Origin of the sequence: Angustibacter sp. McL0619 (assembly GCF_049994355.1) — a bacterium.
Taxonomy (GTDB): domain Bacteria; phylum Actinomycetota; class Actinomycetes; order Actinomycetales; family Angustibacteraceae; genus Angustibacter.
Window position 1 is genome coordinate 2,467,019 of record NZ_CP188257.1, and the last position, 19,686, is coordinate 2,486,704.

Here is a 19,686-nt window from a genome sequence, read left to right on the forward strand (position 1 = left end):
CTACGCCACCTGTGTCGGCCCTCGCGACTAGGGTGGAACTCGGAGCACAGACCACAGGAGGACGCCATGCCCGGTCAGGAGCAGCATCGCCCGCAGAAGCGGGATGACGAGCCCGACGAGGCCCCGGCGCCCATCCCGGCCGGCGCTGCCACCAAGGAAGGGCTGGACGACGACATCGACTCGGTTCTGGACGAGATCGACGAAGTTCTCGAGTCCAACGCCGAAGACTTCGTCAGATCGTTCGTTCAGAAAGGCGGGGAGTAGACGCTCTGTGGCGGCCGCAAACGACTCTGATCCTTCCACAAAGGTCTGCCCGGGTTGCAAGAAGGCGAAGCCGACTAGCGCTTTTGGACGCAACGGCGCACGCAACGATGGGCTGGCCTACTACTGCAAGGCTTGCTTCGGCTTGGTGAATGCCAGGTCGTATCGAAAGCGTCGACGCGCCGAGGGGCGTGACGTCCGGGAACATCGTGAGCCGCCACCCGGTCAGAGGTGGTGCCCAGACTGCGGGGACTTCGTCGTACTGGCGCAGTTCGGTCTGAACGCCAGCTCAGCCAGCGGACTCGCTGGCTACTGCCTCACTCACCAAGCTCGTCGGTCCGACGAGAGTCGCGACCGCGTTCACGGGTCGAGAAGGGGTTATCGCCTCAAGCGGCGGTACGGGGTGACCGAGACACAGGTCGACGACATGCTCGAGCGGCAGGCAGGGTTGTGCCCGATCTGCCGACGCGGGCTCGGCGACAAGCCGCACGTGGACCACGACCACGAGACCGGCGAGGTCCGCGGCGAGACCGCTGAGGACGTCAGGGCGGACGGGTAGGGTCGCCATCGTGAGCCCAGAGCACCACGACCCGGCCGGACGACTGCCCCGTGCGTTCACCGCCCCCGGCACGTCGTCCTTCACGGACTTCCTGTCCGCGCACTCGCCGGCGCTGCTGCCGGCGGGCCGAAGCCTGCCACCGGGCACCATCCCCGACGTCCCGCACGGCACCACGATCGTCGCGGTGGAGTTCGACGGCGGCGTCGTGATGGGCGGCGACCGACGAGCCACCATGGGCAGCATGATCGCCAACCGCGAGATCGAGAAGGTCTTCGGCGCCGACGAGTACTCCTGCGTCGGCATCGCCGGCAGCGCCGGGCTGGCGATCGAGCTGGTCAAGCTGTTCCAGGTCGAGCTCGAGCACTACGAGAAGATCGAGGGCACGCTGCTGTCCACCGAGGGCAAGGCCAACCGGCTCGCCACGATGCTGCGCAACAACCTCGGGCTGGCAATGCAGGGCCTGGCCGTCGTGCCGCTCTTCGCCGGCTACGACGCGGACGACCGCCAGGGCCGGATCTACAGCTACGACGTCACCGGCGGGTGCTACCGCGAGCACCACCACCACTCCGTCGGCTCGGGCTCGCTGTTCGCCCGCGGAGCGCTGAAGAAGATGTGGCGTCCCGGGCTGGTGTCCGACGAGGCCGTCCGGTTCGCCGTCGAGGCGCTCTACGACGCCGCGGACGACGACTCGGCCACCGGTGGGCCCGACCTCAACCGCCGGATCTGGCCGGTGGTCAGCGTGGTGGACGTCGAGGGCTACCGCCGGGTGGACGACGACGCCCTGGCCGACGTGGTGGAGCGGGTCGTCGAGGGCCGCCGGGGTGATCCGGGCGGCGCACAACGGCGTGGCCAGGACGGCACCGACCGGTCCAGCGCGGGGGAGGGGACCCAGCCATGAGCATGCCGTTCTACGTCTCGCCCGAGCAGCTGATGAAGGACCGCGCGGACTACGCACGCAAGGGAATCGCGCGGGGCCGCTCGGCCGTCGTCCTCGGGTACGACGGTGGCATCGCGTTCGTGGCCGAGAACACCTCCCGCGCGCTGCACAAGATCAGCGAGATCTACGACCGGGTCGCCTTCGCCGCCGTAGGCAAGTACAACGAGTTCGAGAACCTGCGCGTCGCCGGCGTCCGGTACGCCGACCTGCGCGGCTACTCCTACGACCGCAGCGACGTCTCAGCGCGAGGCCTCGCGAACGCCTACGCCCAGACCCTCGGCACCGTCTTCACCCAGGAGTCCAAGCCGTACGAGGTCGAGATCGTCGTCGCCGAGGTCGCTCGACGACCCGAGGACGACCAGATCTACCGGATCACCTACGACGGGTCGGTCGCCGACGAGCAGGGCTTCGTCGCGATGGGTGGCCAGCCCGAGGCCATCAACACCGGTCTCGAGGAGCGTTGGCGCGCCGACCTCACCCTGGGCGAGGCCCTGTCGCTGGCCGTCGAGCTGCTCGGCATCGACCCGGCCGGCGGCGATCCCCGGGTGCTCGGTCCCGAGCTGATCGAGGCCGCCGTGCTGGACCGGCACCGCGAACGACGACTGTTCCGCCGGATCAATGGCGACCTGTTGGAGCGCTTGCTCAGCCCGAGCGACCCGACCAGCGACGTGCCGCACACCGACGAGCGACCAGCGCCGGGCGACCTCGACTGACTGGCGGCACCCTGCGCCGATGCACCCTGCCGGTCCTTCGGCGCCTCGCCGGCTCAGCCCAGCACGGCCAGCAGCTCACGCTCCTCGTCTGGGGTCAGACCCGCCCGGCGGTCCCGGTCCAGCCCCAGCTCGCGCTCCCAGCGCAACGACTGCTCCACCAGGTCAGTCAGCGGTCGGTGGCTCAGCCCAGCGGCGACGGCGGCCGAGCCGGCTCGCGCGCTGAAGCCCTGCCACTCAGGGTCACCGATCCACAGCGGGATCGAGCGCGGCCCCATGTACTCCTCGACCTCGTGCTCGGTCAGCCACCCGGGCGAGACCAGCTGCTGCGCCCCGTCGTAGCCGGTCACCGCGCGACACTCGGCCAGCACCTCACCGAACGAGTGGCGTGCGCCCAATGCGTTGAACACCCCGACCGTCCGCTGCTCACCGCAGCGCACCAACCACTGCGCGAGGTCCCGCACGTCGCACGTCTGGGTCGGACCCGCTCCGATGTCGGGCACCAGCACGGGCACCGCACCGTCGACGGCCCGGGCGAAACGCCCGGGCCAGTAGCCGAAACGGTCGCTCGGATCGCCGTACCCACCGATGAGTCCAGACCGGGCCACCAACAACCGGTCGCCGAGCGCGTCCTGGCACAGCCGCTCGCACGCCACCTTGGCCTCGCCGTACTGCTCGCGGGACGCTTCGTCGGCGTCCAGCGCGGGCAGCAGGTCGGCCGACTCGTCGGCGTCCACGACGTCGTGGCGGGCGTACACCGAGCACGAGGACACGTAACCCCAGTGCCCAGCACGGTCCGACAGCGCGACCAGGGCCGATCGCACCATGCCCGGCTGCCACGAGACGTCCACCACGGCGTCCCAGTCCTGTCCGTTCACCTCGTCGTACGCGTCGGACTCGGTCCGGTCGGCGGCAACCCACCGGACGCCGTCCGCGGCACGACCAGACTCACCCCGGGCCAGGCACGTCACGTCCTGCCCGCGTGCCAGCCCCGCCTTCGCTACCTCACGGCCGAGCCAGGCGGTGCCGCCGAGTACCAGGAGCGTCGTCATGGCGCACAGCAGAGCAGCCCCCGACAACTGCTGTCACGGGTGGTTCGCCCGAAGCGCAACCGTTGCCCCAGGGAGGACCCCGCTGCCGCACGGTCGGTCGGATCGTGGTCGCACTCGACCACCCTGCAGGTCATGAGGGCGAGGTCATGAAGGCCGAGGTCCCGACGGCGGAGCCGAACCGGACGTAGGGTGGAACCAGGGCCGACTGCAGGTGGGAGCACCATGGACCGACGCATCTTCGGGATCGAGAACGAGTACGGCGTCACGTGCTCGTTCGAGGGTCAACGGCGCCTCAGCCCGGACGAGGTGGCGCGGTACCTGTTCCGACGCGTGGTCTCCTGGGGGCGCTCCAGCAACGTCTTCCTGCGAAACGGCGCCCGCCTCTACCTGGACGTCGGCTCGCACCCGGAGTACGCCACCCCCGAGTGCGACGACCTGCGGCAGGCGGTCGTGCACGACAAGGCCGGCGAGCGCATCCTCGAGGGCCTGGTCGCGGACGCGCAGGGCAGGCTCAAGGACGAGGGCATCGCCGGCGAGGTGTACCTGTTCAAGAACAACACGGACTCGGCCGGCAACAGCTACGGCTGCCACGAGAACTACCTGGTGTCGCGGCACGGCGACTTCCAGCGCCTGTCCGACGTGCTGATTCCCTTCCTGGTCAGCCGGCAGGTCATCTGCGGCGCCGGCAAGGTGCTGCAGACCCCGCGAGGCGCCATCTTCTGCGTCAGCCAGCGCGCGGACCACATCTGGGAGGGCGTGTCGAGCGCCACCACCCGGTCACGGCCGATCATCAACACCCGTGACGAGCCGCATGCGGACGCCGAGCACCACCGCCGCCTGCACGTGATCGTCGGTGACTCGAACATGAGCGAGACCACCACGCTGCTCAAGCTGGGCTCGGCGGACATCGTGCTGCAGATGATCGAAGCAGGGGTGGTGATGCGCGACCTGACGCTGGAGAACCCGATCCGGGCGATCCGCGAGATCAGCCACGACATCACCGGCGTCAAGAAGGTCCGGCTGGCCAACGGTCGCGAGCTGTCCGCGCTGGAGATCCAGACCGAGTACCTGGATCGCGCGCAGGACTTCGTGGACCGTCGCGGCCCGACAAGCCCCTCGCACAAGGCGGTGCTCGAGCTGTGGCGGCGGACCCTGACTGCGGTGCAGACCGGCGATCTCACGCTCATCGAGCGCGAGATCGACTGGGCGATCAAGTACCGGCTGATCGAGCGCTACCGGGCCAAGCACGGGCTCGACCTGTCCCACCCGCGCGTCGCTCAGCTGGACCTCGCGTACCACGACATCCACCGGCGACGCGGGCTGTACTACCTGCTCGAGCGAGCCGGCCGCGTCGAGCGGGTCGCGGGGGACGTGGAGATCTTCGAGGCCAAGTCGGTGCCGCCACAGACCACCCGAGCAAAGCTGCGCGGTGACTTCGTGCGGCGGGCCCAGGAACAGAGGCGCGACTTCACCGTCGACTGGGTGCACCTGAAGCTCAACGACCAGGCGCAGCGCACGGTCCTGTGCAAGGACCCGTTCGCCAGCTCGGACGAGCGGGTGGACCGCCTCATCGCCAGCATGTGAGGCCCCGTTCTCCACGTTTCGAGCACAACGCTCCGAGGGAACTCCCAGGTTCGCGGGTTATTGTGTTCCGACATCCCCCGACCAAAGGTTCATTCCCCGTGCGCTCAGCCCTGCCCCGAATCGTCGTCGCTCTCGCGCTGCCGGCCGTGCTCCTGGCCGGATGCGCCAGCGCCGACAAGCCCGCCGCCGACACCTCGACCATCGCGGCGGCGGACATCCCCGCGGCACTCAAGGCGGTCACGGTGACCGGCGACGTGGGGAAGAAGCCCGCCGTCAAGCTCGGCCAGACGCCGACGATCCTGGCCCGCAGCGGCGTGATCGTGGTCAAGCCCGGTTCGGGCGACACGATCAAGACGGGGGAGCGGGTGTCCGTCGACTACGTGCTGATCAACGCCACCAGCGGCAAGGAGGCCGACACCTCCTTCGGTCGGCAGCCGGCCAGCTTCGTGGCCGACCCGGCGAAGCTGATGCCGGGCCTGGCCAACAGCCTGATCGGCCAGAAGGTGGGCTCGCGCGTGCTCGCCGGGGTCGCGCCGCGTGACGGGTTCGGCGTCGACGGCAACAGCGAGCTGGGCTTCACCAAGGACGACGGCCTGATCTTCGTGCTCGACGTGAAGTCGGCCAGCACGCCGCTGACGAAGGCCACCGGCGACACGGTGGCCCCGGCCGCGGGCCTGCCGACCATCAAGGACGGCGACTCCGGCCCGACGATCACCATGGTCGCCGGCGCCAAGGCTCCGACCACGACCGTCACCCAGGTGCTGATCAAGGGCAAGGGCCCGGTGGTCAAGTCCGGCCAGACGGTCTCGGTGAACTACGTCGGCCAGATCTTCGGTACCAACACCGTGTTCGACTCCTCGTACAAGCGCGGCGCAGCCGCTGACTTCGCGGTCGGCACCGGCCAGACCATCGCCGGCTTCGACAAGGGCTTGGTCGGCCAGACCGTCGGCAGCCGGGTGCTGCTGGTCATCCCGCCGGCCGAGGGCTACGGCAAGGCGGGCAACTCCCAGGCGGGGATCAAGGGCACCGACACCCTGGTCTTCGTGATCGACATCCTCGACGCCTACTGAGCCACACGGAGGGTTCCGGACATGACGTTCGACCGCACCAAGCCCGAGATCGACTTCCCCGGCGACGCACCACCCGCCGAGCTGGTCATCGAGGACCAGATCGTCGGTGACGGCACCGAGGCGGTGGCCGGCAGCACCGTGCTGGCGCACTACGTCGGGGTCGCGCACTCCACCGGCGAGGAGTTCGACGCGTCCTGGAACCGCGGCGAGCCGCTGCGCTTCCAGCTCGGCGTCGGCCAAGTCATCCAGGGCTGGGACCAGGGGCTGCAGGGCATGAAGGTCGGCGGCCGCCGCACGATCACCATCCCCCCGCACCTTGGCTACGGCGACCGGGGCGCCGCTGGCGCCATCAAGGGCGGTGAGACGCTGATCTTCGTCGTCGACCTCGTCGACGTGAGCTGATCAGCTGAGCAAGGCGGCCGCGTGCACTCCGGCCGCGGCCGACGCGAGGAAGCTGGCCGTGTCGTCGTCCAGTCCGCGTCCCATCGTGGACAGCCGCACGGGGCACGCGCGAAGGGCGTCGACGAGCCCGGTGCAGTCCACCTCGACCAGCCGGTGCCGGCCCACGGGCGGCGCCAGCAGCGCTGCCTGCGCACGCACCCGCTCGCCGAGCTCCCCGTGCAGGCGAGGCACGACCACGTCGGACGGCGCCAGGGCGACCCGGCCGTAAGCGGTCAGGCTGTGGTGCGAGACGCCGAGGTGGCGTTCGCGCTCGTCCGCCTCGGACACCCGCAGGCTGGCGACCGGTCGGCCACCGAGCACCGTGGTCGCGTTGAGCGCCTCCCCGGCGGCGACCCCGGAGAACCCCCAGCGGGTACCCGTGCCCAGGTTGCCTGGCCCTTGCGCGACGACTGCGACGTCGGCACCGAGGACGAGTCGCGCCGCCAGCAGCCCGGTGTGCACGGTCACCGCCTCCAGGTCGCCACCGAAGGCCTGGCCGACCGAGACGCAGCCGCGGATCCACCCCGCGGCTCGCAGCTCGTCGACGGTGCGAGAGAACCAGGCCGGCAGGGCACCGCCGTCAGTCATCACGTAGGCGACCGCAGCGTCCGGCGCCACCGTGCGCAGCCCCGCCACGATCGCGGGCAGTGCCGAGTGCAGGTCGGCGACCACCACCGGCATCCCGGCCAGGTCGTCGGCCTCCCGCAGCAGCTCGTGGTGCGGTGACCCCTGCTCGTCGGCGCCGAGCACCATCGCCTGCAGCGGCGTGTACCGGGCCTTGACCAGATGCCCGCCGTCGGCGCGCGGCTGGTCGGGCAGCCGACCGGGCAGAGCGGCGACCATCGCGTAGCCGCCGGTGCCCAACCCACGCTCGAGGGCACCAGTGGTCAGCAGTACCTCGTCGTCGACCGCCGGTTCGCCGACGAGCTCGGGGAAGGCCAGCGCGCGCACCGGCGTTACCTGCTGGTCCGCGGCCGCCCCGTCCGCGCCGACCGCCACCAGCAGCTCGACCGTGCCGCCCCACCGGCGCGACACCGAAAGGACCGTCCCGCGCCGCCAGCGCACCATCGTCACGTGCCGAGCGTAGCCAGCCGCCCGGCGTCCGGTAGCGTCCGCACCCGGGAAGGAGACCATGTCCAGCATCAAGACCGAGCGGCTGCTCAACCTCGTCATCTGCCTGCTGAGCACCGGCCGCCCGTTGACGAAGGCGCAGATCCGCCAGGCAGTGCCGCAGTACGCCGACAACACGTCCACCGAGGCGTTCGAGCGGATGTTCGAACGTGACAAGGACGAGCTGCGCGAGCTCGGCATCCCGCTGGTCACCTCCAACGCCGACGCCCTGTTCGAGGACGAGATCGGCTACCGGGTGGACCGCGAGGCCTACGCCCTACCGCAGGTCACGTTCGAGCCGGACGAGCTGGCGGTGCTCGGCTTGGCCTCCCGGGTCTGGCAGCAGGCCAGCCTGGCGGCTCCGGCGACCCGTGCGCTGACCAAGCTGACCGCCCTCGGGGCGCCGCAGGACGACGGCTCGCTGATCGGGCTGGAGCCACGGATCCGCACCGCCGAGCCCGCGTTCGACCCGTTGTGGGCGGCGCTGCGCGACCGCGTGCCGGTCCGGTTCACCTATCGCACGGCGAGCACCGGCGAGGTCGCCGAGCGGTTCGTCGAGCCGTGGGGCGTGACCAGCCGCAACGGCCGCTGGTACCTGACCGGCTTCGACCGCGGCCGCGGTGCCGCGCGGGTGTACCGGCTCTCCCGGGTCGAGGGTGACGTAGTGCGTTCGGGCCGGGCCGGCGAGTACGAGGTGCCGGCGGACCACGTCCCGCGGGTGATGGTCGGCGAGAGCGTGCAGGACCGCGCACCGCAGACGGCTCACGTGCACGCTCGACCGGGCGCGGCTCAGTCGCTGCGCCGCCGAGCGACCTCGGTGGCCGCCGGACCGGACGGCTGGGACCAGCTGGACGTCGAGTTCGGGGACGTCGAGGCCCTGGCCGAGGAGATGGCCGGCCTCGGGGCAGCGGTGCTGGCCTTGGCACCACAGGAACTTCGCGACTCAGTCGTCCGGCGGCTGCGCGCCGTGGCGGAGGTGAGCCGGTGAGCGAGTCGGCGACCGAGCGCCTGTCTCGACTGCTGGCCATGGTCCCGTGGCTGCTGTCGCACCAGGGCGTACCGCTCGACGAGGCCGCGACGGAGTTCGGGGTCGACGAGCGCCAGCTCGTCAAAGACCTCGAGCTGCTGTTCGTGTGCGGCCTGCCCGGGCACCTGCCGGACGACCTGATCGAGGCGGACTGGGAGGAAGGCCTGGTCTACCTGGGCAACGCCGACGCGATCTCCCGGCCCCTGAAGCTGGGGGTCGACGAGGCGTTGGCGCTCATCGTCGGCCTGCGGACGCTGATGGACATCCCCGGGGTCGGCGACCGCGAGGCGGTCAGCCGCGCACTGGCCAAGCTGGAGGCGGCAGCGGGATCGGCGGGGGAGCCGGCCGGAACCGTCCAGGTCAGCCTCGGCCGCATCGTCGACGCTGACGTGCTGACCACCGCCGAGCAGGCGCTGCGCACCCGCCGCCGGCTGCACCTGGGGTACCTCGTCCCGCACCGGGACGAGACGACCGAGCGGGACGTCGACCCGATGCGGGTTCTGCACGTGGACGGCCGCTGGTACCTGGAGGGCTGGTGCCACCGCGCCGAGGGTGTGCGCCTGTTCCGGCTGGACCGGGTGGTCAGCGCCGCCGTCCTGGACGTCGACGGCACGCCACCACCGGCCGCCCGCGGCCGCGACCTGGACGCCGGGATGTTCGAGCCGGGGCCGCAGGACCACGTCGTGACGCTGGAGCTGCGCCCGTCGGCCCGCTGGGTCGTCGACTACTACCCGGTCGACCGGGTCGTCGAGGACGGCGCCGGCGGGCTCGTCGTGACGTTGCGGACCGGCGACCTGGCCTGGTTGCGCCAGCTGGCACTCCGGCTCGGTGGCAGCGGCCGCGTCATCGACCCGCCACAGCTCGCCGAGCACGTGCGCGAGGTCGCCCTGGAGGCACTCGCGGGGTACGGCGAAGCAGACGGTTAAGTTCTCAGCGAACGCTGCCGATCCACCTGATGTAGACGCGAAGGGGCCCTTGACAGGGACCACCAGCGACAGCACCCGGCGGGATGCAGGCCATCCCGTCGTCCCTGTGAAGGAGGCGGACGATGGCGACGATCAAGGCGTCCTGCCCCAGCTGTGGCGACGTGGAGCTCACGGCCGCCCAGGTGCGGCTCGTGGTGTGCACGGTGGCGGACTGGTCCTACTACTCCTTCACGTGCGACCAGTGCAGTGACGAGGTCCGCAAGCCGGCCGGCACCGAGGTGGTCAGCCTGCTGCGCACCGGCGGCGTCAAGGTCGAGCGCTGGACGGTCCCGGCCGAGGCGCTGGAGGAGCACGACGGTGCTCCGATCGGCTACGACGACGTGCTGGACTTCGCGCTCTGGCTGGAGCGGGCCAACGACCCGGTGGCCGCGCTGACGGTGCTGCGTCCCGGCGCGGCTCGCGTCGTCCGGCACTGACCTGCGGCTCGCTGCGCGCGGGCCGCGGCACCACCTAAGGTGGAGCCGTGTGGTGGTGGATCCTGATCTGGACGCTTCTCCTGCTCGGCGCTGCCGCCGTGCTCGCCCTGGTGACCTGGAAGGCCGTCGTCAGGCCCGGAATCGCGCTGGGACGTCAGCTCGCTGATACCAGCGAGCTGGTCGCGCAGGCGCTGGAACCGGTGACCGAGGCGTACCGGCCAACCCCTTCTGTGCTGGTCGACCCATCCGGCGGGCCCGACGCGCCGAACCCCAGATCAGCCAGCCGGGGTCGACGTCGCCGCTGACGACGTAGACTGCGTCCAACTGCTACGTCGGAGGACCGCCGCATGAGGAACTTGTTCGAACACCCGCTGTTCATCGTCGTGCTGCTCGCGCTGGTCGCGGTGCTGTTCGGCGGCAAGCGGCTGCCCGACGCCGCGCGCGGGCTGGGTCGTTCGATGCGCATCTTCAAGTCCGAGATCAAGCAGATGCACGACGAGGACGACGAGCGCGCCCAGTCGAAGCAGCCGGTCGAGGGCCGAGTGGTGGAGGGGCCGACAGCCACCACCCACCAGGACGCGCCTGACGCCGCTGAGCAGCGAGACCAGCGCGCGTAGTCCCATCGACACCCGACCGAGATGAGCACCACCGTGCGCGGTATGTCGCGTGCGTCGCGACGCGACCCCGAAGGGCGCATGGCTCTGCGCGACCACCTGCGCGAGCTTCGCGGCCGTCTGGTCAAGAGCGCCATCGCCATCGTCATCGGATCCATCGTCGGCTGGTTCCTGTCCGCCCAGTTCTACGCCGCCCTGATGAAGCCGATCCTGGACAGCGCCAAGGTCAACGGCGTGCCGACCTCGATCAACTACGCCGATCCCTTCTCGGCGTTCAACCAGAGGCTCTACGTCAGCGCAGTGCTGGGGTTCCTGCTTGCCTCACCGGTGTGGCTCTACCAGTTCTGGGCCTTCATCACCCCGGGGCTGACCCGCAAAGAGAAGCGTTACTCCTTCGGCTTCGTGGGCGCGGCGCTGCCGCTGTTCCTGGCCGGAGCGACGCTGGCCTGGTTCGTGCTGCCGAAGGCGCTGGAGTTCCTGAACTCCTTCGTCCCCGAGGGTGGCTCGCAGTTCATCTCGTCCAACCTGTACTTCTCGTTCGTCATCCGAGTCACCCTCGCGTTCGGGATCGCGTTCGTGATCCCGGTGGTGCTGGTGGCGCTCAACATGGCGCACCTGCTGTCCGGCCGCACCATGTTGAAGCAGTGGCGGATCACCGTGTTCATCTGCTTCCTGTTCGCCGCTGTGGCCACGCCGACCCCTGAGATCACGTCCATGCTCGCCCTGGCGCTGTCCATGTGCGCGCTGTTCGCCCTGGCTATCGCGCTCTGCCTGCTGATGGACCGCCGCCGCGCGCGCAACCACATCGAGCCGGACTACGAGTCCATCCCCGACGACGAGGCAAGCAGCCTGTGACCGCACAGACTCCCGGCGCGCGTGGCCGCGTCGCGATCGCAGTCAACCCGACCGCCGGCAAGGGACGGGCCCGCGCCCTCGGCGTCCGGACTGGTGAACTGCTGCTCGCAGCCGGCTTCGACGTCCTGGACGTGACCAGCGAGTCGGCCGCCGAGGCGGCGGACCGCTCGGCGAGCGCGGTGGCCTCCGGCATCGAGGCGCTGGTGGTGGTTGGTGGTGACGGCATGGTGAACCTCGGCGTCAACGCGTGCGCAGGCACCGACACCCCTCTCGGCATCGTGGCTGCAGGCACCGGCAACGACATCGCCGGGTCGCTGGGCCTGCCGGTGCACGACATCCCGGCCGCGGTTGCGGTGATCGCCGGCGGTACCGTGCGGCCGATCGACGCGGCCCGACGGGTGGACCCAGCCGGCCAGCTCGGCCCGGGCGACGGCCCGCAGTGGTTCGCGGGGGTTCTCTGCGGCGGGTTCGACGCGGTAGTCAACGAGCGGGCGAACGGGTGGGCGTGGCCGCGAGGCAAGATGCGTTACAACCTGGCCATCGCCCGCGAGCTGCCGCTGTTCAAGCCGTTGAAGTACGAGATCGAGCTCGACGGCGAGCTGTGGATCACCGAGGCCATGCTGGTCGCCCTGGGCAACGGTCCCAGCTACGGCGGCGGCATGCACATCACCCCGGACGCTGACTACGACGACGGGCTGCTCGACGTCCTGGTGGTCGGGCCGATCTCGGTGTTCGCCCTGCTCAAGGTGTTCCCGAAGGTGTTCAAGGGCGCGCACACCAGCCACCCCGCAGTGACCATCAAGCGGGCCCGTCGGGTCAGGCTGAACACCGACGGCATCGTCGCGTACGCGGACGGCGAGCGGTTCGGTCCGCTGCCGATGGAGCTCGAGGTCGTTCCACGCAGCCTGCGGGTGCTCGTCCCGGCAGACGCGTAGCCTGGCCGAGTGCCCACACCCGCCGAGCAGTACGCGGCTGCCCGGTTGCGTCAGGCCGACGAGCGCAGCGAGCTCGCAACCTTCCGTGACCGGCTCGGTTTCGAGCTCGACGACTTCCAGCTCCGCGCCTGCCGCGCGCTCGAGGCCGGTCGCGGCGTCCTGGTCGCGGCGCCGACCGGTGCCGGCAAGACGGTCATCGGCGAGTTCGCCGTCCACCTCGCGCTGGCCGGCGGCCGGAAGGCCTTCTACACGACGCCGATCAAGGCTCTGTCCAACCAGAAGTACGCCGAGCTGGTGGCGGTGCACGGCAGCGAGCGGGTCGGGCTGCTGACCGGGGACACCACGGTCAACGGCGAGGCCGACGTGGTCGTGATGACGACCGAGGTGCTGCGCAACATGCTCTACGCGGGTTCGACGACCCTGGCCGGTCTCGGCTTCGTCGTGATGGACGAGGTGCACTACCTCGCGGACCGGTTCCGCGGCGCAGTCTGGGAGGAGGTCATCATCCACCTGCCGGACGAGGTGCGGCTGGTCTCGCTGTCGGCCACGGTCAGCAACGCCGAGGAGTTCGGCGCCTGGCTGGACACGGTTCGTGGCGACACCGAGGTCGTGGTCGAGGAGCACCGTCCCGTGCCGCTGTACCAGCACGTCCTGGTGGGCAACCGGATGCACGACCTGTTCGTGGACGGCCGCGACGCCCCCGCGGTGAACCCCGACCTGCTGCAGCTCGCCCGCAACGAGCAGCGCTACGAGCGCTCCACGCCTTCCGGCCGCGGCGGCCGCGGCCGCTCAGCCGAGCGGCACCAGCCGCGCCAGCACATCGGCCGGCACGGCGTTCCCCGTCGTTCGGACGTGGTCAGTCAGCTCGAGCGCGCCGGACTGCTGCCGGCGATCACCTTCATCTTCAGCCGGGCCGGCTGCGACGCCGCCGTCAAGCAGTGCCTGGACGCCGGCATCCGGCTGACCACCCCCGAGGAGTCGGATCGGATCCGCGACCTCGCCGAGGAGCACACCGCGGACATCCCGGCTGCCGACCTGGACGTACTCGGCTACTGGGAGTGGCTGGACGGTCTGACCCGTGGCGTGGCAGCGCACCATGCCGGCCTGCTGCCCAGCTTCAAGGAGGTCGTCGAGCAGCTGTTCGCCGCTGGCCTGGTGCGCTGCGTCTTCGCGACCGAGACCCTGGCCCTGGGCATCAACATGCCCGCCCGGACGGTGGTCCTGGAGAAGCTGGTCAAGTGGAACGGTGAGACGCACGCCGACATCACGCCGGGGGAGTTCACCCAGCTGACCGGCAGGGCCGGGCGGCGCGGCATCGACGTCGAGGGGCACGCCGTCGTCCTGTGGCACCCGAACCTGGACCCCCGCTCCGTGGCTGGTCTCGCGTCGACGCGCACCTACCCGCTGCGGTCGAGCTTCAGCCCGACCTACAACATGGCAGTCAATCTGGTGGCCCAGGTGGGTCAGCAGCGGGCCCGTGAGGTGCTCGAGACGTCGTTCGCGCAGTTCCAGGCCGACCGCGCCGTCGTCGGTCTGGCCCGTCAGGTGCGCACGCACGAGGAGGCGCTGGACGGCTACGCGACGGCGATGACGTGCCACCTCGGCGACTTCGCCGAGTACGCGGCCCTGCGACGAGGCATCAAGGACCGCGAGGCACAGCTGTCCCGGGATCGGCAGAACGGGGAGCGGGCGCTGACCGCCCAGAGCCTGGAACGCGTGCGGATCGGTGACGTGCTGCGCATCCCGGGCGGCCGTCGAGCCGGGTACGTCGTCGTGGTCGAGCCGGACCGGTCGCCGGGGCTCGACGGGCCCAAGCCGTTCGTGCTCGGTCAGGACCGCCAGATCCGCCGCCTCACGCTGGCCGAGCTGACCTCGCCGGTCGAGGAGGTCACGAAGGTCCGGCTACCGAAGGGTTTCAACGCGCGCAGCCCGCAGTCACGCCGAGACCTGGCGTCCACCCTGCGCACCGCGGTCCCTCACGACCCGCCCCGCAGTCGACGCACCCGGTCCGCCGGCACGGACCCGGGGGAGGACGCACAGCTCGTCGAGCTACGTCGGCGGATGCGCGCGCACCCTTGTCACCAGTGCCCCCAGCGTGAGGACCACGCGCGCTGGGGGGAGCGCTGGGCGCGGCTGCGCAACGAGACCGACGGCCTGCAGAAGCGGATCGAAGGGCGCACCAGCTCGGTGGCCCGCACCTTCGACCGGGTCTGCGCGGTGCTGTCCCAGCTGGGCTACCTGGACGAGCACTCCCGGGTCACGGCGGACGGCGAGCGGCTGCGCCGGCTGTACACCGAGCACGACCTGCTGGTCGCGGAGTGCCTGCGCAGCGGTGCTTGGCGCGGTCTGGACGGTCCGGGGCTGGCCGCAGTGCTGTCGGCCCTGGTGTACGAGGCGCGACGCGAGGACGCCCGGCTGCCGCAGCCGCCGTCCGGGGCAGTCGGCGATGCGCTGGACGCCATGTGGCGCGAGTGGACGCGGCTCGAAGCCGTCGAGCACGAGCACCGGCTCTCGACGATGCGCCAGCCGGACCCCGGTCTCGCCCCCGCGATGTTGCGCTGGGCGCGCGGCCAGAGCCTGGACGCCGTCCTGCGCGACGGCGACCTGGCGGCCGGGGACTTCGTCCGGCGGTGCAAGCAGCTGGTGGACCTGCTCGGCCAGCTGCTCGGTGCCTCCGACGCCCCTGGGACCCGCAAGGCCGCCCGGCAGGCGGTGGACGGCGTGCTGCGAGGCGTCGTCGCCCACTCGATCCCGGGTTAGCACTCACTCCCCGGTGTAGCCCAACGCATGCAGCACGCGCTCGACGCTGCTGGACAGACCCCAGCGGTTCGCCAGGTCGAGCAAACCCTCGGGGTCGGCCGGGTCGCGGGGGAGCGCGTAGTCGCCCTCCGGGATCGGGATGTCGCGGACGACGTCCACCACCCGCGCGGCGACGGCCAGGTAGTCGCTCGCGGCGAGCAGCTTCGTGCGGCTGTTGCCGAGGACGTCGACGTCGTCCGTGTTGAGCGCGCGCATCAGCCCGTCGTAGTCGCCGGCGCGGCCGAGCAGCGCCGCGGCCGTCTTCTCCCCAATGCCCGGCACACCAGGCAGTCCGTCGCTCGGGTCGCCACGCAGCGCGGCCATCCCGGCGTAGGCCCGGCCGCCGCGGATCCCGTACTTCTCGAACAACCGGGCCTCGTTGACGACGTCGAGGTTCCGGACGCCACCCTTGGCCGTGTAGAGCACGCGAACCTGGCGGGCGTCGTCCACGAGCTGGAAGAGGTCGCGGTCGCCGGTGACGACGTCCACGGCCATCCCTGCGGCGGCGCCGCGCTCGCTGAGGGTGCCGATCACGTCGTCCGCCTCGTACCCCGCCGCGCCGACCCGAGCGATGCCGAAGGCGGCGAGCACGTCCACGATCACCGGCACCTGAGCGTCCAGCAGGTCCGGCGTCTCCTCGATGTCGGGCGTGCCCTTCGGACGCGGTGCGGCGACCCGGTGGGCCTTGTACGAGGGGATCGCGTCGACCCGGAACTGCGGCCGCCAGTCGTCGTCCCAGCAGGCCACCAGGTGCGTCGGCTGCTGGCCGGAGACGAGCATCGCGATCGAGTCGAGGAACCCGCGCACGGCGTTGACCGGCTTCCCGTCCGGTGACGTCACCGAGTCGGGCACGCCGAAGAATGCCCGGAAGTACAGGGACGCGGAGTCCATCAAAAGCAGCTTCTGGGGCCGAGTGTTGTCGAGCGGCATGACGGGAGCCTAAGGCAGCGGCCGTGTCGAATCGTCGTCGAAACCGGCCGGACTCGACGCGTCGGCACTGCATCCTGTCGTCGTGAGGCGACACGCTAGAATTAGTCGGACGTCCTAGTAACTGGCGTGCGAACGCCTGAGCGACCGGAGCCCCTGGTGACCACCGTCGAGCGTGACCTGCCCACCGACGAGGCGCACGACCTGCTGGCCCTCGTCCGCGAGATCGGCGAGCAGCGACTGGCGCCGCAGGTGGACGAGTTCGAGGAGAAGGGCGCCTTCCCGCGCGAGATGTTCCGGGAGATCGGCGCCGCGGGGTTGCTGTCCCTGCCCTACCCGGAGGAGTTCGGCGGCGGCGCTCAGCCGTACACCGTGTACCTGCAGGTGCTCGAGGAGCTCTCGGCGTCCTGGGGTGCGGTCGGTCTCGGGGCCAGCGTGCACACGCTCTCGTGCTACCCGGTGGCCCAGTTCGGCTCGCCGGAACAACGTGAGCGCTGGCTTCCCGGCATGCTCTCCGGTGACCTGCTCGGGGCCTACTGCCTCAGTGAGCCGACATCCGGGTCCGACGCGGCCGCGCTGCGCACCAAGGCAGTGCTGTCGCAGGACGGCGCGCAGTACTCGGTGACCGGTACGAAGGCATGGATCACCCACGGTGGCGCGGCCGACTTCTACAACCTCATGGTGCGCACCGCCGACACCGGGCCGCACGGCATCTCCTGCCTGCTCGCCGACGCGGACACCCCGGGTATGTCGGCCGGCACGCCCGAGCGCAAGATGGGCTACCGCTCATCGCAGACCTCGCAGGTCCTGCTGGACGGCGCGCAGGTCGACGTCGACCGCCGGATCGGCGCCGAGGGGCAGGGTTTCACCATCGCGCTGTCCGCACTCGACTCCGGTCGGCTCGGCATCGCGGCGTGCGCAGTCGGTATCGCGCAGGCCGCGTTCGAGGCCGCCACCGCCTACGCCAAGGAGCGCCGGCAGTTCGGCCAGCGGATCATCGACTTCCAGGGCCTGTCGTTCATGTTGGCCGACATGACCACCCAGATCTCCGCGGCGCGCGAACTCTACCTGGCCGCGGCCCGTCGCCGGGACGCCGGCCAGTCCTTCAGCGTGCAGGCGGCGATGGCGAAGCTGTTCGCCACTGACACCTGCATGAAGGTCACCACGGACGCCGTCCAGGTGCTCGGCGGGGCCGGCTACGTGCGGGACTTCCCCCTGGAGCGCTGGTTCCGCGAGGCCAAGGTGCTGCAGATCGTCGAAGGCACGAACCAGGTCCAGCGACTGGTGATCGGACGCCACCTCGCGAAGCACTGAATCGCCCAGGACGACCGATAGGCTCCGGCGCGTGGAGGACACCGACCGGGAGATCGTCCGGCTGCTAGCGCAGGACGGACGGATGAGCTACACCGACCTGGCTAAGGCGACTGGCCTGTCGACCTCGGCTGTGCACCAGCGGGTGCGGCGGCTGGAACAGCGCGGCGTGATCATGGGCTACACGGCCCAGATCTCGGCGGACGCGGTCGGGCTCCCGCTGACCGCGTTCATCTCGGTGACCCCGCTGGACCCGGCCGCACCGGACGACGCCCCGCAACGCCTCGCCGACCTGCACGAGATCGAGGCCTGCCACTCGGTCGCGGGGGAGGAGTCCTACATCCTCAAGGTGCGGGTCGGGAGCCCCGGTGACCTGGAGGACGTGCTGGCCCGGATCCGGTCAGCAGCGAACGTGCGGACCCGCACGACGGTGGTGCTGTCCACCCCGTACGAGGCCCGGCCGCCGGCCGTCTGAGCCCAGGCGCGGCAAGGCTTGCTCAGCTCAGACCGCTCTCGCGGGGCGGAACAGCGGTCTGAATTGAGCAATGCGGGCGGGGGGGAGCAAGCTTTGGGTTAGGCGTGGATGGCGTGGCTGGCGACCTCTTCGTGCTGGGCGGCAGCCGCCACCCGGCTGGCTTCGGCGGCGGCCACCGCGTCCGCGTGGGCGGAGTCGCTGTCACCGTGCTCGCGCCACCAGGCCTGGCCGCCCTCGGGCAGGGTGTAGATCGGGTCGTAGTAGACGTACTCGCGGCTGAGCGCCTCGACGTCGTCCGACTCGATCGACGTCCGGTAGTTCTTCGTCCAGTACGAGATCCCGCGCTCGGTGTCGTAGGTGTGCACCTGGTGCACCCAGCGCTTGCCGACGAACGGGACGTCGCAGACGATGCGCGGCGTCGCGAAGCCCGGCAGGTAGCCCATCAACGAGTGCTGCAGGTGCTGGGCCTCGCCCAGGGACATCCGCCAGTGCTCGCTGAACGGGATCATGTCGCACATGTAGAAGTAGTACGGCGTGATGCTCGCCTCGTCCTGCAGCGCGAAGCACAGGTCGAGCAGCTGGGAGGTCGTGTCGTTGATCCCGCGCATCAGCACGCCCTGGTTGCGGACGTCGCGCACACCGGCATCCAGCATCGCCCGGGACGCCGCCGCCACCGCCGGGGTGACCGACTGCGCGTTGTTCACGTGGGTGTGGATCGCCAAGCTGACGCCGCGCTCCCGGGCGACGGCCGCGACCCGCCCCACACCCTCGACGACGTCGTCCGCGAGCCAGTGCTGCGGCAGACCCATCAGTGCCTTGGTGGCCAGCCGGATGTCGCGGATGTTGTCGATCTCGAGCAAGCGCATGAGGTACGCCTCGAGGTTCTTCCATGGCATGTTGGCCACGTCGCCACCGCTGACCACCACGTCGCGTACGGCCGGCGTACGGCGCAGGTAGTCGATCATCGCGTCGTAGCGGTCCACCGGCTTCAGGTCGAACTTCAGCTTGGGCACCACCGGGGTGGAGTTGCCGACCAGGTCCATCCGGGTGCAGTGCCCGCAGTACTGCGGGCAGGTCGGCAGCAGCTCAGCGAGCACCTTCGTCGGGTAGCGGTGGGTGAGCCCTTCGGCGACCCACATGTCGTGCTCGTGCAGGGAGTCGCGGGTGGCGAACGGATGCGAGGGCCAGTCGGTGCGCCGGTCGCTGAACACCGGCAGCATGTAGCTGCGCACCGGGTCGGCGTAGAACGCGTCGGTGAACGCCGCACCCGCGCTCGGCATCACGCCGTCGTCGAACACCCCGGTGGCCGGCACCATCGTGTTCATCATCTGCGGGGGCACCAGCATCGACATCGTCGCGCGCTCGGCCTGGTCACGCTCGAGATCGGCGTAGAACCGGTCCTCCAGCAGGTCGCCCATCAGGGCGCGCAGCTGCTTGACGTTCTTGACGCAGTTGGCGCGCTGCCACTGGGCGCTGGCCCACTGCTCTGCGGTGACCTCGCGCCAGCCCGGCAAGCGGGTCCAGTCGGGCTCGACGAGCTCGCGGCGGCGGTAGGCATAGGGCTGCTCGATCTTCTGGCTCACACCTGGCAGAGTACGGGAAGATATTCTGAGAATC

At 70.6% G+C, this 19,686-nt stretch carries 21 protein-coding genes; 17 read left to right on the forward strand and 4 right to left on the reverse strand.

Going from position 1 to position 19,686, the window contains the following annotated elements:
• Positions 1-66 precede the first annotated feature (66 nt).
• The 4 genes from ACPPVT_RS11390 to prcA all read left to right on the forward strand — a co-directional run bounded on the left by ACPPVT_RS11390 (position 67) and on the right by prcA (position 2,470).
• On the forward strand, positions 67-264 hold the full coding sequence (locus tag ACPPVT_RS11390) for a ubiquitin-like protein Pup (protein WP_426560295.1): 198 nt from the start codon (positions 67-69) through the stop codon (positions 262-264).
• 400 nt (positions 265-664) lie between these two features.
• On the forward strand, positions 665-820 hold the full coding sequence (locus ACPPVT_RS11395) for an endonuclease domain-containing protein (RefSeq protein ID WP_426560297.1): 156 nt from the start codon (positions 665-667) through the stop codon (positions 818-820).
• A 10-nt stretch (positions 821-830) separates the two neighbouring features.
• Positions 831-1,718 carry a proteasome subunit beta gene (prcB, locus tag ACPPVT_RS11400; protein ID WP_426560299.1) on the forward strand — a complete coding sequence of 296 codons (888 nt, stop codon included), beginning with the start codon at positions 831-833 and terminating at the stop codon, positions 1,716-1,718.
• A complete protein-coding gene (gene prcA / locus ACPPVT_RS11405) occupies positions 1,715-2,470 on the forward strand; it encodes a proteasome subunit alpha (RefSeq protein ID WP_426560301.1) in 756 nt (251 codons plus the stop codon). The genes prcB and prcA overlap by 4 nt, the downstream gene beginning before the upstream one ends.
• Positions 2,471-2,523: 53 nt before the next feature.
• Here the strand turns inward: prcA and ACPPVT_RS11410 are convergent, their stop codons facing one another.
• Positions 2,524-3,519 (reverse strand): NAD-dependent epimerase/dehydratase family protein, encoded by a 996-nt coding sequence (locus ACPPVT_RS11410; protein ID WP_426560302.1) that lies wholly within the window; start codon positions 3,517-3,519, stop codon positions 2,524-2,526.
• 222 nt (positions 3,520-3,741) lie between these two features.
• Between ACPPVT_RS11410 and pafA the strand changes: the two genes are divergently transcribed.
• From pafA to ACPPVT_RS11425, 3 genes are all read left to right on the forward strand, one after another.
• Complete coding sequence (pafA, locus tag ACPPVT_RS11415; RefSeq protein WP_426560303.1) at positions 3,742-5,103, forward strand: Pup--protein ligase; 1,362 nt, start codon at positions 3,742-3,744, stop codon at positions 5,101-5,103.
• A 98-nt stretch (positions 5,104-5,201) separates the two neighbouring features.
• A complete protein-coding gene (locus ACPPVT_RS11420; RefSeq protein WP_426560305.1) occupies positions 5,202-6,173 on the forward strand; it encodes an FKBP-type peptidyl-prolyl cis-trans isomerase in 972 nt (323 codons plus the stop codon).
• A 21-nt stretch (positions 6,174-6,194) separates the two neighbouring features.
• Positions 6,195-6,575, forward strand: coding sequence for an FKBP-type peptidyl-prolyl cis-trans isomerase (locus tag ACPPVT_RS11425; protein ID WP_426560307.1), 381 nt, complete (start codon positions 6,195-6,197; stop codon positions 6,573-6,575).
• Here ACPPVT_RS11425 and ACPPVT_RS11430 read toward each other — a convergent pair whose 3' ends face one another.
• The gene (locus ACPPVT_RS11430; RefSeq protein ID WP_426567132.1) at positions 6,576-7,682 is read right to left on the reverse strand and encodes a DUF3866 family protein; all 1,107 of its coding nucleotides are present in this window, start codon (positions 7,680-7,682) and stop codon (positions 6,576-6,578) included. It abuts the gene before it with no gap.
• 64 nt (positions 7,683-7,746) lie between these two features.
• On the opposite strand from ACPPVT_RS11430, the gene ACPPVT_RS11435 reads away from it, so the two are divergent.
• From ACPPVT_RS11435 to ACPPVT_RS11470, 8 genes are all read left to right on the forward strand, one after another.
• Entirely contained in the window at positions 7,747-8,712 is a 966-nt protein-coding gene (locus ACPPVT_RS11435) for a helix-turn-helix transcriptional regulator (protein WP_426560308.1), read from the forward strand.
• A complete protein-coding gene (locus ACPPVT_RS11440; protein WP_426560311.1) occupies positions 8,709-9,677 on the forward strand; it encodes a helix-turn-helix transcriptional regulator in 969 nt (322 codons plus the stop codon). Before ACPPVT_RS11435 ends, ACPPVT_RS11440 begins: the two co-directional genes overlap by 4 nt.
• A 122-nt stretch (positions 9,678-9,799) precedes the next feature.
• A complete protein-coding gene (locus tag ACPPVT_RS11445) occupies positions 9,800-10,153 on the forward strand; it encodes a hypothetical protein (protein WP_426560312.1) in 354 nt (117 codons plus the stop codon).
• Positions 10,154-10,200: 47 nt separating this feature from the next.
• Positions 10,201-10,458 (forward strand): hypothetical protein, encoded by a 258-nt coding sequence (locus ACPPVT_RS11450; protein ID WP_426560314.1) that lies wholly within the window; start codon positions 10,201-10,203, stop codon positions 10,456-10,458.
• 42 nt (positions 10,459-10,500) lie between these two features.
• Positions 10,501-10,770, forward strand: a complete 270-nt coding sequence (gene tatA, locus ACPPVT_RS11455) for a Sec-independent protein translocase subunit TatA (protein ID WP_426560316.1) — start codon at positions 10,501-10,503, stop codon at positions 10,768-10,770.
• 21 nt (positions 10,771-10,791) lie between these two features.
• On the forward strand, positions 10,792-11,622 hold the full coding sequence (gene tatC, locus ACPPVT_RS11460; RefSeq protein WP_426560318.1) for a twin-arginine translocase subunit TatC: 831 nt from the start codon (positions 10,792-10,794) through the stop codon (positions 11,620-11,622).
• Entirely contained in the window at positions 11,619-12,557 is a 939-nt protein-coding gene (locus ACPPVT_RS11465; RefSeq protein WP_426560320.1) for a diacylglycerol/lipid kinase family protein, read from the forward strand. The genes tatC and ACPPVT_RS11465 overlap by 4 nt, the downstream gene beginning before the upstream one ends.
• Before the next feature lie 9 nt (positions 12,558-12,566).
• Positions 12,567-15,317 carry a DEAD/DEAH box helicase gene (locus tag ACPPVT_RS11470; protein ID WP_426560322.1) on the forward strand — a complete coding sequence of 917 codons (2,751 nt, stop codon included), beginning with the start codon at positions 12,567-12,569 and terminating at the stop codon, positions 15,315-15,317.
• 3 nt (positions 15,318-15,320) lie between these two features.
• Here ACPPVT_RS11470 and ACPPVT_RS11475 read toward each other — a convergent pair whose 3' ends face one another.
• Positions 15,321-16,286 (reverse strand): 5'-3' exonuclease, encoded by a 966-nt coding sequence (locus tag ACPPVT_RS11475; RefSeq protein WP_426560324.1) that lies wholly within the window; start codon positions 16,284-16,286, stop codon positions 15,321-15,323.
• 156 nt (positions 16,287-16,442) lie between these two features.
• Between ACPPVT_RS11475 and ACPPVT_RS11480 the strand changes: the two genes are divergently transcribed.
• Together ACPPVT_RS11480 and ACPPVT_RS11485 are read left to right on the forward strand one after the other, a co-directional pair.
• The gene (locus ACPPVT_RS11480) at positions 16,443-17,597 is read left to right on the forward strand and encodes an acyl-CoA dehydrogenase family protein (protein WP_426560326.1); all 1,155 of its coding nucleotides are present in this window, start codon (positions 16,443-16,445) and stop codon (positions 17,595-17,597) included.
• Positions 17,598-17,628: 31 nt separating this feature from the next.
• Positions 17,629-18,069, forward strand: coding sequence for an Lrp/AsnC family transcriptional regulator (locus ACPPVT_RS11485; RefSeq protein WP_426560327.1), 441 nt, complete (start codon positions 17,629-17,631; stop codon positions 18,067-18,069).
• A gap of 98 nt (positions 18,070-18,167) precedes the next feature.
• On the opposite strand, the gene ACPPVT_RS11490 is transcribed toward ACPPVT_RS11485, so the two are convergent.
• Positions 18,168-19,652 carry a KamA family radical SAM protein gene (locus tag ACPPVT_RS11490; RefSeq protein WP_426560328.1) on the reverse strand — a complete coding sequence of 495 codons (1,485 nt, stop codon included), beginning with the start codon at positions 19,650-19,652 and terminating at the stop codon, positions 18,168-18,170.
• Positions 19,653-19,686: the final 34 nt, after the last annotated feature.